This window comes from Microbacterium sp., assembly GCF_031988965.1.
Lineage (GTDB): Bacteria > Actinomycetota > Actinomycetes > Actinomycetales > Microbacteriaceae > Microbacterium.
Window position 1 is genome coordinate 17,779 of record NZ_DALZXX010000002.1, and the last position, 16,520, is coordinate 34,298.

Below are 16,520 nucleotides of genomic sequence, written 5' to 3' on the forward strand. Positions count from 1 at the left end.
ACGAGGGACGATCTCGGGATCCATCATCTCGTTCAGCGCGTCGTAGAGCGGACGGAGGTACGGATCGATCTTGTCGGTCAGCGTGCCGGGCAGGAAGCCGAGCCGCTCCCCCGCCTCGACGGCGGGACGCGTGAGGATGATCCGCGTGACCTCCTTGCGCTGCAGCGCCTGCACGGCCTTCGCCATCGCGAGGTAGGTCTTGCCGGTACCGGCCGGACCGATGCCGAACACGATCGTGTTCTCCTCGATCGCGTCGACGTACTCCTTCTGACCGAGGGTCTTGGGCCTGATGACCTTTCCGCGCGTCGACAGGATGGCCTCGCCCAGCACCTCGCTCGGACGCGGGCCGCCGTCGGTGCGCAGCAGGCGCGCAGAGCTGGAGACATCGCTCGGGGCCAGGTCGTGCCCGGCCTTCGTCATGGTGAGCAGCTCGTCGACGAGGGTCTTCGCCTTCTCGACCGCCTCCGCGTTCCCGGTCAGCGTGATCTCGTTGCCGCGCACGAGCACCTGCACCTCGCGGTGCTCCTTCTCGAGCATCCGCAGCAGGCGGTCCTGCGGACCCAGCAGCTGCACCATGGCGACACCGTCGACGTACACGCGTTCGGTGATGATGTCTTGATCGTCAGAAGCCAACGAGCTTGTTCTCCTCGATGTTGCCGAGCACATGGGCGTGCACGTGGAAGACGGACTGAGCGGCGCTCGCGCCGTTGTTGAAGATGAGGCGGTACTCGCCGTTCGCGTGGTCGTCGGCGAGCCTCTTGGCAGCCGACACCATCTCGGCGAGCAGATCGGGGTCGCCCGCTGCGAGCTCCGTGACGTCGCGGTAGTCCTCGGTCTTCGGGATCACCAGCGCGTGCAGAGGAGCCTGGGGGTCGATGTCTCGGATCGCGAAGACCCGGCCGGTGTCCAGCAGGATCTCGCCCGGGATGTCACCGTTCAGGATGCGCGTGAAGATCGAGGGCTCTGCCATGGTCTCAGTCTACTGATCGGGTGGTGCAGAAGGCCCGAGCCCCGTCACCAGCGCCCGAGGGCCACCGACAGCACGGCTATCGCTGCCGGGCCCGCGGTCGAGGTTCGCAGCACGGTGTCTCCGAGCAGAACGCGTTCGGCTCCTGCGTCGACCAGGCGTGACATCTCGTCGTCGGAGATTCCCCCCTCGGGCCCGACCACCAGCACGAGGTCCCGACCGTCGGGCGTCACCTGCGAGAGCCTGAGGGGCGCTGTGGGGTCGAGCAGAAGGACCCGCTGCTGCGATGCACGCGCGGCGAGCTCCTTCGTCGTCACGGGCGCGACGACCTCGGGGACCCAGGCGCGATGCGCCTGCTTGGCTGCCTCACGGACGATGCTCGCCCACCGTTCGCGGCCCTTGACGGCCTTCGGACCCTCCCAGCGCGAGACGCTGCGACTCGCCTGCCAGGGGACGATCTCGTCGACGCCGAGCTCGCACGCCGCCTGCACCGCCAACTCGTCGCGGTCGCCCTTCGCGAGCGCCTGCACGAGCACGATCCGAGGCGTCGGCGCCGGCTCGACCGTGCGCTGCGAGACGCGCACATCGACCCGTGCGGGGGTCACCTCTTCCGCGACACCGCTGAGCCAGACCCCGGCGCCGTCTCCGACGGTGACGGACTCGCCCACGCGCAGCCGCCGGACCACCGCCGCGTGCTTGGCTTCGGCCCCGGTCAGCACCACGAGGTCGCCGACGGCCGCATCCGACGAGGATTCGACGAGGAAGTGCAGTGCCATGGGAACCCGATCAGTGCGAGCGGAAGCGATCGCGGAACTTCGAGAAGAGACCCTGCTGGAACTGCGCCAACTGGGGCGCGGGGGCCTTGGTCTTCTTCGCGAAGTCCTCGATGAGCCGGCGCTGCGCGGAGTCGATCTTGGTGGGCGTAAGCACCTGCACGCCCACGCGCAGATCGCCGCGCTGGCTGCCGCGCAGCGGCGTGATGCCCCGCCCCTTGATCGTCAGCACGTCGCCGGACTGCACGCCGGGCCGGATCTCGAGGTCGACCTCGCCATCGAGTCCCTGGATCGTCGTCTCCGTGCCGAGGATGGCATCGGTCATGGCGACCTCGAGGGTCGCGAGCAGGTCATCGCCGTCGCGGCTGAAGGCCGGGTGGGCGTTGACGGTGACCTCGACGTACAGATCGCCGTTCGGGCCACCGGCCTTGCCGACCTCGCCGGATCCGGGGAGCTGCAGGCGCAGGCCCGTCTCGACGCCGGCCGGGATGTCGAGCGACACCGTGCGACGCGAACGCACCCGTCCCTGGCCGCCGCACGTGCCGCACGGATACGGGATCGTCGTGCCGTACCCCTCGCACGTGCCGCAGGGCTGCGAGGTGACGACGTTGCCGAGCAGGCTGCGCACCTGACGCTGCACATGGCCCGATCCGCCGCAGATGTCGCAGGTGACGGGCGACGTGCCCTCCTGGCAGCACGAGCCGTTGCAGGTCTCGCACAGCACGGCCGTGTCGACGTCGATGTCGCGATGCGCACCGAAGACGACATCGCCGAGATCGAGGGTGACGCGCACGAGCGCGTCCTGACCCCGCTCGCGGCGCGAGCGCGGTCGCGCTCCTCGTCCACCGCCCTGGGCGGCTCCGAAGAACGTCTCGAAGATGTCGCCGAAGCCACCGAAGCCGCCGAAGTTGCCTGCGGCCCCGTCGCCCCCGCCCATGTCGTATCGACGACGTGACTCGTCGTCGCTCAGCACGTCGTAGGCGTGCGTGACGAGCTTGAATCGCTCCGCCGCATCCTCACCCGGGTTCACATCCGGGTGGAGCTGACGTGCGAGTCGTCGATACGCCTTCTTGATCTCGTCGGTGGAAGCGTCGCGGGAGACGCCGAGTACCTCGTAGTGATCCGCCACAATGGCCCTTCTGCGTGTCGTGTCAGGACGCCCGCGTCAGCGAGCGGCCTCGTCTTCGTCGAGCATCCGCGACAGGTAGCGGGCCACAGCCCGTGCCGCCGCGAGGTTGCTCGGATAGTCCATGCGGGTCGGCCCCATCACGCCGACTCGAGCGGTGCCGCTGGGAGCGGCGTAGTTGCTCGCCACGATCGACGCCTCCCCCAGACCGAACGAGGCGTTCTCGGTGCCGATGCTCGCTGCGAGCCCGTGCGAGTCGGCTTCCATCTCGCTCATCAGCCGCAACAGGGTGACCTGCTCCTCGATCGCCTCGAGCAGCGGATGGATGCTGCCGCGGAAGTCCTGCTCGCGTCTGGCGAGCGTGGCGGCACCGGCCATCACGAGGCGCTCCTGCCGGAACTGGCCGAGCTCGTCGATGATGATGGTGGCGAGCGCGCGGAGGACCTGGTCGTTCGCGTGTTCGTCGGCCGCGAGCAGTGTCTGCAGCCGGTCGGCGGCGTCGCTCACCGCGCGCCCGGTGATGAGCGCGGAGAGACGCGCGCGCAGCACAGCCATGTCGGTCTCGTCGACCACCGCAGGCAGCGGGGCCATGCGCTGGGATACACCCCCGGCGTCGGTGACGAGGACGATGAGCAGACGCGTCGGTGCGAGCGCGACGAGCTCGATGTGGGTGAGGTTCGCGCGGGCGAACGAGGGGTACTGCGCGAGCGCCACCTGACCGGTGAGCTGCGTGAGCACCCGGACCGTGCGGACCATGAGGTCGTCGAGGTCGGCCGGATCGGTGAGGAACGACTCGATGGCGGTGCGCTGTGCTCCCGAGAGCGGGCGCAGCTGAGCGAGATGGTCGACGAAGACCCGATAACCTTTGTCGGTCGGCACGCGGCCCGAGGAGGTGTGCGGTGCGGCGATCAGCTCTTCGTCTTCGAGCAGCGCCATGTCGTTGCGGATCGTCGCGGCTGACACCCCGAAGGAGTAACGGTCGACGATGGACCGGCTGCCGACGGGCTCGTGCGTCTCGACGTAGTCCTGCACGATCGCACGGAGGACCTGAAGGCCTCGCTCGCTGACCATCGCTTCTCCTCCCTCTGGCACTCACCGGCTACGAGTGCCAATTCTACCCGCCGCGGAGCGCGCCGCGCTGATCCCCCTACGATGAGCACCATGAGTGTCGCGCCGCAGGCCACCGTGTCCACCGGAATCGTGCGCGGAGAGGCGCTCGGCGGAGTCGATCGCTACCTCGGCATCCCCTATGCCGCCGCGCCGTTCGGAGCGAACCGCTTCCGTGCGCCGCGCACCCCGCCGTCATGGGAGGGCATCCGCGATGCGACGTCGTTCGGGCCGACCTCGCCGCAGCATCCGTACCCGGGCGCCATCGGAGACCTGCTGGGTTCGGTCGAGATCGCCGGTGACGACATCCTCACGGTCAACGTGTGGGCTCCGGTCGGCGCCGAGGACGCCCCGGTCGTCCTCTGGATCCACGGCGGTGCGCTCGAGCGAGGCACCGCCGCGCTGCCTCTGTACGACGGCGCCGGCTTCGCGCGCGCCGGGATCGTCTTCGCCTCGATCAACTACCGGCTCGGATCCGAGGGATTCTCGGTGCTGCGAGACGCCCCCAGGAACCTCGGACTGCAGGATGCGGCGGCGGGTCTCGCCTGGGTGCATCGCGAGATCGCCGCATTCGGCGGCGACCCCGCCCAGATCACGGTGATGGGCGAGTCGGCCGGAGGGGCGATCGTCGCGGGCCTTCTCGCGAACTCGTCGTCGCGCGCGCTGATCGCCCGCGCCATCATCGAGTCCGGCCCCCTCGAGGCGCAGAGCCCGAAGAAGGCGGGGCGCGTCACGGCCCAGCTCGCGAAACTGCTCGGTGTCACAGCCGACCGAGCCGGGTTCGCGGGGCTGTCACCCACACGGCTGCTGCACGCACGGCGCCGGCAGGCGGCCGGCTCGTCTCCACTCGGGGGTGCGCCGGGATTCCAGTTCGCGGTGGATCCCGCGTCCCTCCCCCGGTCGCCACACGAGATCATCGCCGATGTCGACGTCCCTCTGCTCATCGGAAGCAACACCGATGAGTACCGCCTGTGGTTCCCCCCGGCCGCTCTCGACGAGATCAGCGCGATGAAGCTGCTGCTCGCTCGACTGGCCCTGCGAATTCCGCGCAAAGCCGTCGCAGCGTACAGAACGGCCTTCCCCGGCGCATCGACCGGCGAGATCTTCGGCCAGCTCGCCACCGACCTGATGCTTCGGGCGCCGCTCACCCGAGTCGCGCGGGCACGCACCGCCCCCACCTATGTCTACGAGTTCGCGTGGCAGAGTCCGGTCCGCGATCTGCGCGCCGCCCATGCGCTCGAGCTGGGTTTCGTGTTCGACCGGCTGGGCGATCCCGAAGCGCAGCGCCTCACGGGCGCGGACGCCCCACAGGCTCTCGCCGACGAGATGCACTCCGCCTGGATCTCGTTCATCAAGACAGGGGATCCCGGATGGCCGGAGTTCGGCGCCGAGAGGCTCACCCGACTCTTCGACACCGAGACGGTGACTGTGGCGCAACGCCGCACCGGATCGATGGATCTCCTGCCGTAGGCGGGTGTGCCGCCATCGTCGCGATCGCCCGCGATCAATCGGTGAGTTCGCGCACGACCGCATCGGCGAGCAGACGCCCTCGCAGAGTCAGCTGAACTCGGCCATGCACCGCTGCGGCGGGGTCGACGAGGCCGTCGGCGATCAGTCCGGCGACCCGGGTGCGCTTGTCGGGCTGAAGGTCGGCCACCGCGATGCCTTCGCGGATGCGGCTGAGCAGCAGGATGCGCTCGAGCGTCCGCGACTCCTGGTCGGGGCGCTCGGTTCCCGCGGCGGGCGACTCCCCCGCCGCGAGACGCTGCGCATATGCCGCGGGATGCTTGACGTTCCACCAGCGCAGACCGGCGACGTGGCTGTGGGCGCCGGGCCCGAAGCCCCACCAGTCGGTCCCGCGCCAGTAGGCGAGGTTGTGGCGCGAGCGCTGCTCCTCGGAACGGGACCAGTTGCTCACCTCGTACCACTCGAAGCCGGCCGCCGCGAGACGGGCGTCGGCGAGCTCGTACATGTCGGCCTGAAGGTCGTCGTCGGGAGTGGGCACCTCACCGCGGCGGATCTGCCTGGCGAGCTTCGTGCCGTCTTCGATGATCAGTGCGTAGGCCGAGATGTGGTCGGAGTCGAGGGCGAGCGCCGCGTCGAGCGACGCCTCCCAATCGGCGAGCGACTCGCCGGGCGCTCCGTAGATGAGGTCGACGCTGACCGCGAGGCCCGCGTCCTTCGCTGCGGCGACTGCCGTGTCGACGTTCTCCGGGCGGTGTGTGCGATCGAGCGCGGCGAGCACGTGCGGCACCGCCGACTGCATGCCGATCGACAGGCGCGTGACGCCGGCGTCGGCGAGGATGCGTGCGACCTCGGGCGTCACCGTGTCGGGATTCGCCTCGACGGTGACCTCGGCCCCCTCGGCGAGACCGAACGCCTCGGTCGCGGCACACAGCATGCGAGCGAGGTCACCGGCGGGAAGCAGCGTCGGCGTGCCGCCGCCGAAGAACACCGTGTCCATCGGGCGCAGCGCTCCGGCATCCGCCAGCACGTCCTTCGCGAGAGCGATCTCGGTGAGGAGGGTCGAGGCGTAGTCCTCCTGCTTGGCGCCGCGCAGCTCGCCCGAGGTGTAGGTGTTGAAGTCGCAGTACCCGCATCGCACACGGCAGAAGGGGATGTGCAGGTACGCGGAGAACGGCGCAGAGGGATCGATCGGCAGATCGGTGGGAAGGCGGCCGTCGGCCGGGGCCGGATCGCCGAGCGGCAGGGGTCCGGCCATCAGAGGGCTGAGTTCATCAGAGCGGCGTCGCGTAGAGCGGCGAAATGGCACGCAGATATCGAGCGAACAGCTCGCGACGGCGGCGCTTCACGAGAGCCGGGACCGTGCGATAGAGCAGCGAGTTCGGCGCGTCGAACGCCCGCACCGTGAACCAGACCTCGTCGTTGTCCTCGCGCCAGTCGATGTCGAACGACTCCTCGCCGCGGACGACGGAGCCGCCGACCGTGCCGAGGACGAATCCGATGCGGCGCTTCTCTTCCGTCACCGAGATCACGCGGAGTTCCGCGTCGGCTCGCATGCCCGCGACCCTGCCGTGCAGACGCAGAGTCATGCCGGGGCCCGCGAACGGCGTGCCCTCGGCATCGAAACGCTGCTCGACGTCGTTCTTGCTCGGGGCGATCGGAGTGCCCTCCGCGTCGAAGCTCACGCCCGCATACGCCGGTCCGGGCGCCGGGCGCACATCGTCGACGCTGAGCCCCGAGGCGCGCTGCGCCGTCCAGGTCAGAAGCGATTCGCCGGCGGTCTGGAAGCGCTCGAGGCCACTGCCGATGCGCCAGGAGTTCTCCGCCGGGATGCTGCGCTCCGGCGGATACTGCATCAGATCCGGGGCGTGGGTCGCACCCACGGCCGCATAGTCCACCGTGTCGTCTCGGAAAGTCCCGCGCCGCATGAGAGCCAGCCTACTTGGCATTACCTGGACGATCACTCACCCCGGGTCTCGGATCCTTCCCGCATCGCACGATCTCCGCTTCGACGTTCGAGATGTACAGCCGGAACACCCCGCGCTGCATCGCGCGGAGAACGGGCGTCAGCACCCACCATCGCCGGGTCGAGGGGCGTGAGACCGATCGCGCGGTGAACCGGCCGTTCTCGAGGACGAACGATTCTTCGCCGTAGATCGGGTGTCCCGGGCGCGTCTCGTAGCCGAATCCGTGCTCGTCGGCCCACACCACGCGGATCGGCTCGGCGAAGTGCATCCCCAGCACGGTCTTGCCGAGTCGGTCTTCCTGCCCGGCGACGGGCTCGTCCCCGGGCGCGTCGAAACCGGCGCGCCTCTTGAACTCCCACGAGGTGATGAGCGCGCTGACGGCGTCGTGCGCGTACTCCGGTACCGCCACCGAGCGTTCGGCGCCGCGCATCCCCGTGGGGAGGTCGCCGAGCGGATGCCGCGTCAGGCCGCGCTCGTACCGCGGCAGCGTCACGCTACTTCTTGTCCTTGCCTTCGACGTCGCCGGAGAGCGCAGCGATGAACGCCTCCTGGGGGACCTCGACGCGACCGACCATCTTCATGCGCTTCTTGCCCTCCTTCTGCTTCTCGAGGAGCTTGCGCTTACGGGTGATGTCACCGCCGTAGCACTTGGCGAGAACGTCCTTCCGGATCGCGCGGATGGTCTCGCGGGCGATGATGCGCGCGCCGATGGCCGCCTGGATCGGCACCTCGAACTGCTGGCGCGGGATGAGCTTGCGCAGACGCTCGGCCATCATCGTTCCGTACGCGTACGCCTTGTCGCGGTGGACGATCGAGCTGAACGCGTCGACCTTCTCGCCCTGCAGCAGGATGTCGACCTTCACCAGGTCCGCCTCCTGCTGCCCGGCCGGCTCGTAGTCGAGCGAGGCGTAGCCCTGCGTCTTCGACTTGAGCTGATCGAAGAAGTCGAACACGATCTCACCGAGCGGCATCATGTACCGCAGCTCGACGCGCTCCTCGGAGAAGTACTCCATGCCGAGCAGCGAGCCGCGCCGCGACTGGCAGAGCTCCATGACCGTGCCCACGTAGTCCTTGGGCAGCAGGATCGCCGTCTTCACCATGGGCTCCGCCACCGAGCCGATGCGCCCGTCCGGGTACTCGCTCGGGTTGGTCACCGTCACGGTCTCGCCGGTGTCGCTGGTGAGAACCTCGTAGATCACGCTGGGTGCGGTGGTGATGAGGTCGAGGCCGAACTCGCGCTCGAGGCGCTCGGTGATGATCTCGAGGTGCAGGAGTCCGAGGAACCCGCAGCGGAAACCGAATCCGAGCGCGACCGAGGTCTCGGGCTCGTACTGGAGCGACGCGTCGGAGAGCTTGAGCTTGTCGAGCGCCTCGCGCAGTTCCGCGTAGTCGCTGCCGTCGATCGGATAGATGCCGGAGAACACCATCGGCTTGGGGTCCGTGTAGCCGGCGAGGGCCTCGGAGGCGGGCTTGCGCGCCGCCGTGATCGTGTCGCCGACCTTCGACAGACGCACGTCCTTCACGCCGGTGATGAGGTAGCCGACCTCTCCGACGCCGAGTCCCTTCGTGGGGATCGGCTCCGGGCTCGACACGCCGACCTCGAGCGCGTCATGGTTCGCGCCCGTCGACATCATCTGGATGCGCTCGCGCGGCGAGAGACTGCCGTCGACCATGCGCACGTAGGTGACGACACCGCGGTAGGCGTCGTAGACCGAGTCGAAGATCATGGCGCGGGCCGGAGCATCCGCATCGCCCACCGGAGCCGGGATCTCCTGCACCAGACGGTCGAGCAGGGCTTCGACGCCCACACCGGTCTTGCCCGAGACGCGCAGCACGTCTTCCGGCTTGCCGCCGATCAGCGATGCCAGTTCCTTGGCGTACTTCTCGGGATCGGCTGCAGGCAGGTCGATCTTGTTGAGCACCGGGATGATGTGCAGGTCGTTCTCGAGAGCCAGGTACAGGTTCGCGAGCGTCTGGGCCTCGATGCCCTGCGCGGCGTCGACGAGGAGGATCGCGCCCTCGCAGGCTGCGAGCGACCGGGAGACCTCATAGGTGAAGTCGACGTGACCTGGGGTGTCGATCATGTTGAGGGCGAACGTCTCACCCTCGAGCTCCCAGGGCATGCGGACGGCCTGGCTCTTGATGGTGATGCCGCGCTCGCGCTCGATGTCCATGCGGTCCAGATACTGGGCGCGCATGTCGCGATCCGAGACCACGCCGGTGATCTGGAGCATGCGGTCGGCGAGGGTCGACTTGCCGTGATCGATGTGCGCGATGATGCAGAAATTGCGGATCTTCGTCGCAGGCGTCGCGGCAGGCTGAAGCGGAGTGAGGGCGCGTGGTGACATGTCCCGTCGATTCTACGGTGCGGCGCGACCGATGCCCGATTCGACTCCCGAGTGCAATATCCCGGTTGGATCAGGATGGTGATATTCTGCCGAGGTTGCCCGGGAGCCATCCGTGACACCGGATCCCGTGAGCGATAAGACTCCGTCACACACCATGCGGCGAGTCGATTCGCGCAGATCGGCAGGCGGTGCACGGCCGTCTCCCTCCGGCTCAGAGTTGCGTCGGCTGTTCCCGAGCGCGTCTGAAACAGAGAGAGAATCAACACCTTGATCAAGTATCTCGTGCGCCGCGCACTCGGCTGGCTGCTGATGATCGTGGTCGCGACCAACGTGACCTACTTCCTGGCCTGGTCGTTCCTCGATCCGCGGAGCAACTACGTCGGTCGCCGCCCTCCGCTCACTCCCGATGAGATCACGCGGATGCTGGAGCCGTTCAACCTGAGCGACACCGTCCCGCTCCTCGAGCGCTGGTGGACCTGGTTCAGCGGCATCCTCTTCCGCTGGGACTGGGGGCAGAGCCCCGTCGGCCAGTCCGTGAACGACCAGATCGCCTACCGCATGTGGGTCTCGGGCGAGCTGGTGATCGGCGCGACCATCCTCGGCGCCGTCCTCGGAATCGGACTCGGCGTCTACACCGCCTCGCGCCAGTACAAGCTCGGTGACCGCATCGGTCAGGCGACGTCGATCGTGACGATGAACATCCCCATCGTCGTCGCCGCGCTCGGTATCGTCCTCCTCGCGATCGCCTTCAACGAGTGGGCCGGCGTGCGCGTCTTCTACGTCACGGGAGCCGGAAGCAAGGGGGTCGAAGGCTTCTTCCCCTACATCATCGACAAGCTGCAGCATCTGACGCTGCCGACGATCGCGCTGGTCCTCACCGGCTACGCGAACTACCACCTGCTGCAGCGGTCACTGCTGCTCGACAACATCAAGGCCGACTACGTCCGCACCGCCCGGGCGAAGGGCCTCACGAAGCAGCAGGCGATCCGCAAGCACGCACTGCGTCCGTCGCTCATCCCCGTGGCCACGCAGCTCGCGTTCACGATCCCGACGGTGTTCACCGGCGCCATCCTTACCGAGTCGATCTTCGGCTGGAACGGCATGGGCAAGTACTTCATCGACACGATCTCGAAGAACGACGTGCACGGCGTCGTGGCGGTCGCCGCCTTCGGTGCGGTCCTGACCGCAATCGGCGCGATCCTCGCGGACATCGCCGTCGTCGCCCTCGACCCGCGAGTGAGAGTGAGCTGACATGAGCTCGGAAATGATCGACCCCACGCTGCACACCGCCGAGCAGCCGGCCCCTGTGGCCGTGCAGCGCAAGCGGATGTCGACCTTCGCGCTGTACTACCGGCGCTTCATGCGCAACAAGCCGGCGGTCTTCGGCGTCATCGTGTTCCTCGCGCTGGTGCTCTTCTCGATCGTCGGCCCGCTGGTGGCGCGCTACGACCACATCTACCTCGACTTCCTGAACCTCGGCACTCCCCCGTCCGGTGACCACTGGTTCGGCACGACGCCGGCAGGGAACGACCTGTTCGCACAGGTGTCGATCGGTCTGCAGCGCTCGCTCATGATCGCCGTCACGGTCTCCGTGGGCACCACCGCGCTCTCCGCAGTGGTCGGCACGGCCGCGGCCTACTTCGGTGGACGCATCGAGCGCTTCACGCTGCTGCTCATCCACTTCCTGATGGTGATCCCGACCTTCCTGATCCTCGCCCTGGTGTCGAACACCGCCGGCGGCGACTGGCGGGTCATCGCCCTGGCCCTGATCTTCATCGGCTGGTTCTTCCAGGCCAGGGTCATCTGGACCATGGCACTGTCACTGCGTGAGCGCGAGTACGTCGAGGCCGCCCGGTACATGGGCGTGCGGGGCATGACCATCGTCATGCGCCACCTTCTCCCGAACATCGGCTCGCTCCTCGTCATCAACTTCACCCTCGGTGTCGTCGCGGCCGTGATGACCGAGACCGGTCTGTCGTTCATCGGCTTCGGCGTGAAGATCCCCGATGTGTCGCTCGGCTCGCTCATCGGCAGCGGCGCCAACAGCATCACCAGCGCCCCGTGGCTGTTCTACTTCCCCGCCGCCGCACTGGTGCTGCTCACCGTCTCGATGGCACTCGTCGCCGACGGACTGCGCGATGCGCTCGATCCCACCTCTGCGGCAGGAGGCCGCGCATGACCACCATCTCCTCTTCCCCCGTGCTCTCCGTCCGCGACCTGCGGGTCAGCTTCCCCTCCGAGGCCGGACGCGTCGACGCCGTGCGCGGTGTCTCATTCGACCTCGAAGCCGGCAAGACCCTCGGCATCGTGGGCGAGTCCGGATCGGGCAAGTCCGTCACGTCGCTCGCGATCATCGGCCTGCTCGACGACAACGCCAAGGTCACCGGCTCGATCGTCTTCGACGGCGAAGAGCTGCTCGGCAAGACCGACAAGCAGATGTCGATGATCCGCGGCAACGGCATGACCATGGTCTTCCAGGACCCGCTGACCTCGCTGACGCCCGTGTTCACCATCGGGGATCAGCTCATCGAGGCCCTGACCGTGCATCGGAATCTGTCGAAGAAGGAGTCGTGGGACCGCTCGGTCGAACTGCTCTCGCTCGTCGGCATCCCCGAGCCCGAGAAGCGCATGAAGTCCTTCCCGCACGAGTTCTCCGGCGGTATGCGCCAGCGCGTCGTGATCGCGATCGCGATGGCCAACAACCCGAAGCTCATCATCTGCGATGAGCCGACCACCGCTCTCGACGTGACGATCCAGGCGCAGATCCTCGACCTCATCGAGAAGGCGCAGGGTGAGACGGGCGCCGCGGTCATCATGATCACGCACGACATGGGCGTGGTCGCGCGCACGGCCGACGACGTCATCGTCATGTACGCGGGCAAGCCCGTCGAGCATGCCGAGGCTCGCGAGCTCTTCCACCGCACCCGGATGCCGTACTCGATCGGCCTGCTCGGCGCGATCCCTCGCGTCGACAAGGCCGAGAAGCAGCCGCTCGTGCCGATCAAGGGCAACCCGCCCCTGCTCATCGACCTGCCGCACGCCTGCCCGTTCGCGGATCGCTGCCCTATCGTCGTCGACGCCTGCCGGGCATCCGAGCCGGAACTCCTCCCCGTCGCCACCGGGACCGATGCCGCGCACACCGCCGCCTGCTTCCGCTCGGGCGAGATCGAGGACGGCGGCCTGATCGGCGGCCTGCCGGTCTACCCCGTGACCGAGGTTCCCGAGAGCGCCCTGACGCTGACGCCTCGCGAGCAGCGGCCGGTCACGCTCGAGGTGCGCAACCTCACGAAGACCTTCCCTCTCATGAAGGGCGCGATCTTCAAGCGCAAGGTCGGCGAGGTGCATGCCGTCAAGGGCATCAGCTTCGACGTCCGCGAGGGCGAGACCATGGCGATCGTCGGCGAATCCGGCTCGGGGAAGACGACCACCCTGCTGCAGATCATGGACTTCGCGAAGCAGGACGACGGCGACATCGTCGTCGCCGGCACGAGCGTGGGCGACATCACCAGCGGCGCTCAGGAGAGAGCGCTGCGGCGCGACATCCAGATCGTGTTCCAGGACCCGATGGGTGCGCTGGATCCCCGCATGACCGTGAGTGCGATCATCGCGGAGCCCATGATCGCGATCGGTGTCAGCCGCGCCGATGCCCACGTGCGCGTGCAGGAGCTGATGGATCTCGTGGGGCTCAACCCCGCGCACCTCGACCGATTCCCCGGCGCGTTCTCGGGCGGCCAGCGACAGCGCATCGGCATCGCCCGCGCATTGTCGACGAACCCCAAGATCGTGGTGCTCGATGAGCCCGTCTCGGCGCTCGACGTGTCGATCCAGGCCGGTGTCATCAACCTGCTCGACGAGCTGAAGGTCAAGCTCGGCCTGTCGTACCTGTTCGTCGCGCACGACCTGTCGGTCGTGCGTCACATCGCAGACCGCGTCGCCGTGATGTACCTGGGCGAGTTCGTGGAGCACGGTGACGTCGACGAGGTGTTCGACAATCCGCAGCATCCGTACACCAAGGCTCTGCTCTCGGCGATCCCCGTTCCGGACCCCGACATCGAGCGCGGTCGCCAGCGGATCATCTTCGACGCCAAGACCATGACGACCCAGCCGCTGGCCTCCTGACGGCGACCGCCGGGAAGCCCTCCGGTTAAGGTCGTGTAACAGTATTCCGATATTCACGTGCATCGCGAGTGTTTGGGACGACGGCGAACTAACCTCCCCTTTATGACACGCCGAAAGGCGAAAGGAGCACCATGAAAGGCACCACCAAGCTGACGGGCGTCATCGCCCTCAGTGGGGCCCTCGCACTCGCGATCAGCGGCTGTGCGTCGGGCACTGGAGACAGCGGCACCGATGGCGGCAACGAGCCCCAGGAGACGAAGGCGTCGGACTACAACCCGCAGCCCCGCGAGAACCTGCAGGAAGGAGGCGAGGTCAACTTCGGTATCAACGAGGTCACGCCGCAGATGAACGCGTTCAACGGCAACGGCAGCGCGGACACCCAGCGACTCGCTTCCTGGTACACCCCTCAGGTCTTCCTCATGGACCCGGACGGCACCGTCTCGGCGAACCCCGCCTACCTCGACGCCTGGGACATCAGCGAGAAGGACGGCAAGACCGTCGTCACGATGAAGGTGAACGAGAAGGCCACCTGGAACGACGGCACCCCGATCGACTACACCGCGTTCGAGGCCACCTGGAAGGCGAACAGCGGCACGGACGAGGCTTACGAGGCCAACGCCACCGACGGCTACAAGGAGATCGAGTCGGTCACGGCCGGCGAGACCGACAAGGATGTCATCGTCACGTTCAAGGGCGAGTTCGCCTGGCCGAAGATGCCGTTCCTCACGGGAATCATGCACCCGGCCGTCAACACGCCGGAGATCTTCAACACGGCATTCATCGAGAACCCGCACCCCGAGTGGGGCGCAGGGCCGTACAAGCTGACGGACTACGACGTGAACGGCCAGTCCGTCACGTTCGAGCCCAATGAGAAGTGGTGGGGCAACGCGCCGCTGCTCGACAAGGTCACCTTCACCGGTCTCGACGCCTCGGCCTCGATCAACGCCTTCAAGAACGGCGAGATCGACATGGTCGGCACGAACACCAAGGACCGCCTCGCGCAGGTCGCCGACATGGAAGACGTCACGACCTACCGCTCGCAGCAGACCGCCAAGACCATCGTCATCCTCGACGGTGAGAAGCCGCAGCTGTCGGACCCGGCGGTTCGTGAGGCCTTCTTCATGGCGATCGACATCGATCAGCAGAAGCAGATCGCCTGGAACGGACTGGACTACGAGGAGGCTCCGGCCGGCTCGCTGAACCTGTACGACTTCCAGGACGGCTACAAGGACTCGTTCGCCGAAGCAGGTCTGAAGTTCGACGTCGACGCCGCCAAGAAGCTGCTCGACGACGCCGGCTGGACCGAGGGCGAAGACGGCATCCGCGAGAAGGACGGCGAGAAGCTCTCGATCGTCTTCCCGGTGCACAGCGACGACCCCACGCAGGAGGCGCTCGCCAAGGCGCTGCAGCAGCAGCAGAAGGCGATCGGCATCGACCTGACGATCGAGAAGCGCGCACCCGCGGACTTCTCGACCGACTTCAGCACGAAGAACTGGGATGCGTTCTCGCTGCGCTTCACCGACTCCGACCCGTTCGGCCCGCTGTGGTTCTGCCAGCTGTACTGCTCTGACAGCGGCCTGAACCTCTCCGGCACCGGAACTCCGGAGATCGACGAGAAGATCGCGGACCAGGTCGAGTCGCAGACGACGGCCGAGGACTGGACCGCCGCCACGATGAAGCTCGAGCCGGAGATCATCAAGGAGACCTGGGGCGTCATCCCGCTCTACAACGGTCCCTCGATCTTCACGGTCAAGGACGGCCTGGCCAACCTGACGCCTGAGCCCTACGTGGGTCTCGACCTCTTCGGGGTCACCCCCGTCGAGAACGTCGGCTGGGAGAAGTAAGCACTTCTTCCTGTGAGAGCGGGGTCGGTGGTTCATCCACCGGCCCCGCTTTCGTATGCTGAACCCGTGACCGTCCAGATCGTCCTCGTGCACGGCATCCGCACGTCCGCGACGATGTGGAGGTCTCAACTCGCGTTCCTGCAGGAGTCCGGCATCCCGGCCACCGCCGTCGACCTCCCGGGTCACGGTACCCGGATGCAGGAGGACTTCACCCTCCACGAGGCGCTGCACACGATCGACGCTGCGGTACGCGACGCCGCGACGCGAGGACCGGTGCTTCTCGTCGGCCACTCGATGGGCGGGCTGCTGACCCTGGCGTACACCGGAGGAGCGCAGAGACCGCCGGTGGCCGGACTCATCGCCGCCTCGTGCACTTCGCTCCCCCGGGGCACCGGCCTCGCCGCCTATCGTTTGATCGCCCGGGCCGTCGACCGCCTGCCGGACAGAGGCATGTGGCTCACAGAGCGCATCCTCGAAGCGACGATCCCCGAGGAGACCCGTTCGGACTTCGCCGCCGGCGGCTATGCGCTCGACACACAGGACACCGCGCTGAGAAACCTCGCAACGCTCGATCTCGCCTCCGCGGTCGCCCGCATCGACGTGCCTCTCTGGTTCGTGAACGGTCAGTACGACCAGCTGCGTCTGAACGAGGCCCTGTTCCAGCGTCTCGCCCCGCGCGCCGAATTGATCGTCGTACCGCGCACGACGCATCTCGTCACGGCGATGCGTCCGGGGGTCTTCAATGCGATTCTCCGCCTGGGAATCGCGACTGTCGAGGCCGACGCAGTGCTCAGCGAACGGGCTG

At 67.6% G+C, this 16,520-nt stretch carries 15 protein-coding genes; 6 read left to right on the forward strand and 9 right to left on the reverse strand.

Going from position 1 to position 16,520, the window contains the following annotated elements:
* From RTM68_RS01755 to hrcA, 5 genes are all read right to left on the reverse strand, one after another.
* The coding region (locus tag RTM68_RS01755) for a PhoH family protein (protein ID WP_312167883.1) at positions 1–576 on the reverse strand (576 nt) is incomplete at its 3' end.
* Between the two features lie 46 nt (positions 577–622).
* Positions 623–970, reverse strand: coding sequence for an HIT domain-containing protein (locus RTM68_RS01760; RefSeq protein ID WP_312167746.1), 348 nt, complete (start codon positions 968–970; stop codon positions 623–625).
* 44 nt (positions 971–1,014) lie between these two features.
* The gene (locus RTM68_RS01765) at positions 1,015–1,743 is read right to left on the reverse strand and encodes a 16S rRNA (uracil(1498)-N(3))-methyltransferase (protein ID WP_312167748.1); all 729 of its coding nucleotides are present in this window, start codon (positions 1,741–1,743) and stop codon (positions 1,015–1,017) included.
* Between the two features lie 10 nt (positions 1,744–1,753).
* A complete protein-coding gene (gene dnaJ, locus RTM68_RS01770; protein WP_312167750.1) occupies positions 1,754–2,869 on the reverse strand; it encodes a molecular chaperone DnaJ in 1,116 nt (371 codons plus the stop codon).
* 36 nt (positions 2,870–2,905) lie between these two features.
* Positions 2,906–3,937 carry a heat-inducible transcriptional repressor HrcA gene (hrcA, locus tag RTM68_RS01775; protein ID WP_194763313.1) on the reverse strand — a complete coding sequence of 344 codons (1,032 nt, stop codon included), beginning with the start codon at positions 3,935–3,937 and terminating at the stop codon, positions 2,906–2,908.
* A 90-nt stretch (positions 3,938–4,027) separates the two neighbouring features.
* Between hrcA and RTM68_RS01780 the strand changes: the two genes are divergently transcribed.
* A complete protein-coding gene (locus RTM68_RS01780) occupies positions 4,028–5,443 on the forward strand; it encodes a carboxylesterase family protein (protein ID WP_312167751.1) in 1,416 nt (471 codons plus the stop codon).
* A 34-nt stretch (positions 5,444–5,477) separates the two neighbouring features.
* Here the strand turns inward: RTM68_RS01780 and hemW are convergent, their stop codons facing one another.
* The 4 genes from hemW to lepA are packed head-to-tail and all read right to left on the reverse strand — an operon-like array spanning position 5,478 to position 9,752.
* Entirely contained in the window at positions 5,478–6,695 is a 1,218-nt protein-coding gene (gene hemW / locus RTM68_RS01785) for a radical SAM family heme chaperone HemW (RefSeq protein ID WP_312167752.1), read from the reverse strand.
* Positions 6,696–6,711: 16 nt separating this feature from the next.
* Positions 6,712–7,365, reverse strand: a complete 654-nt coding sequence (locus RTM68_RS01790; RefSeq protein WP_241797033.1) for a DUF1990 family protein — start codon at positions 7,363–7,365, stop codon at positions 6,712–6,714.
* Positions 7,366–7,375: 10 nt separating this feature from the next.
* The gene (locus RTM68_RS01795) at positions 7,376–7,897 is read right to left on the reverse strand and encodes a DUF1990 family protein (RefSeq protein ID WP_312167754.1); all 522 of its coding nucleotides are present in this window, start codon (positions 7,895–7,897) and stop codon (positions 7,376–7,378) included.
* Position 7,898: 1 nt separating this feature from the next.
* Positions 7,899–9,752, reverse strand: a complete 1,854-nt coding sequence (lepA, locus tag RTM68_RS01800) for a translation elongation factor 4 (RefSeq protein ID WP_241797035.1) — start codon at positions 9,750–9,752, stop codon at positions 7,899–7,901.
* Between the two features lie 267 nt (positions 9,753–10,019).
* Between lepA and RTM68_RS01805 the strand changes: the two genes are divergently transcribed.
* From RTM68_RS01805 to RTM68_RS01825, 5 genes are all read left to right on the forward strand, one after another.
* Positions 10,020–11,003 (forward strand): ABC transporter permease, encoded by a 984-nt coding sequence (locus RTM68_RS01805; RefSeq protein ID WP_312167755.1) that lies wholly within the window; start codon positions 10,020–10,022, stop codon positions 11,001–11,003.
* A 1-nt stretch (position 11,004) separates the two neighbouring features.
* Positions 11,005–11,931, forward strand: coding sequence for an ABC transporter permease (locus RTM68_RS01810; protein ID WP_194763318.1), 927 nt, complete (start codon positions 11,005–11,007; stop codon positions 11,929–11,931).
* On the forward strand, positions 11,928–13,871 hold the full coding sequence (locus tag RTM68_RS01815; protein ID WP_312167758.1) for an ABC transporter ATP-binding protein: 1,944 nt from the start codon (positions 11,928–11,930) through the stop codon (positions 13,869–13,871). The genes RTM68_RS01810 and RTM68_RS01815 overlap by 4 nt, the downstream gene beginning before the upstream one ends.
* A gap of 131 nt (positions 13,872–14,002) precedes the next feature.
* The gene (locus tag RTM68_RS01820) at positions 14,003–15,715 is read left to right on the forward strand and encodes an ABC transporter family substrate-binding protein (protein ID WP_312167760.1); all 1,713 of its coding nucleotides are present in this window, start codon (positions 14,003–14,005) and stop codon (positions 15,713–15,715) included.
* A gap of 66 nt (positions 15,716–15,781) precedes the next feature.
* On the forward strand, positions 15,782–16,520 hold a 739-nt coding region (locus RTM68_RS01825; protein WP_312167762.1), incomplete at its 3' end, for an alpha/beta hydrolase.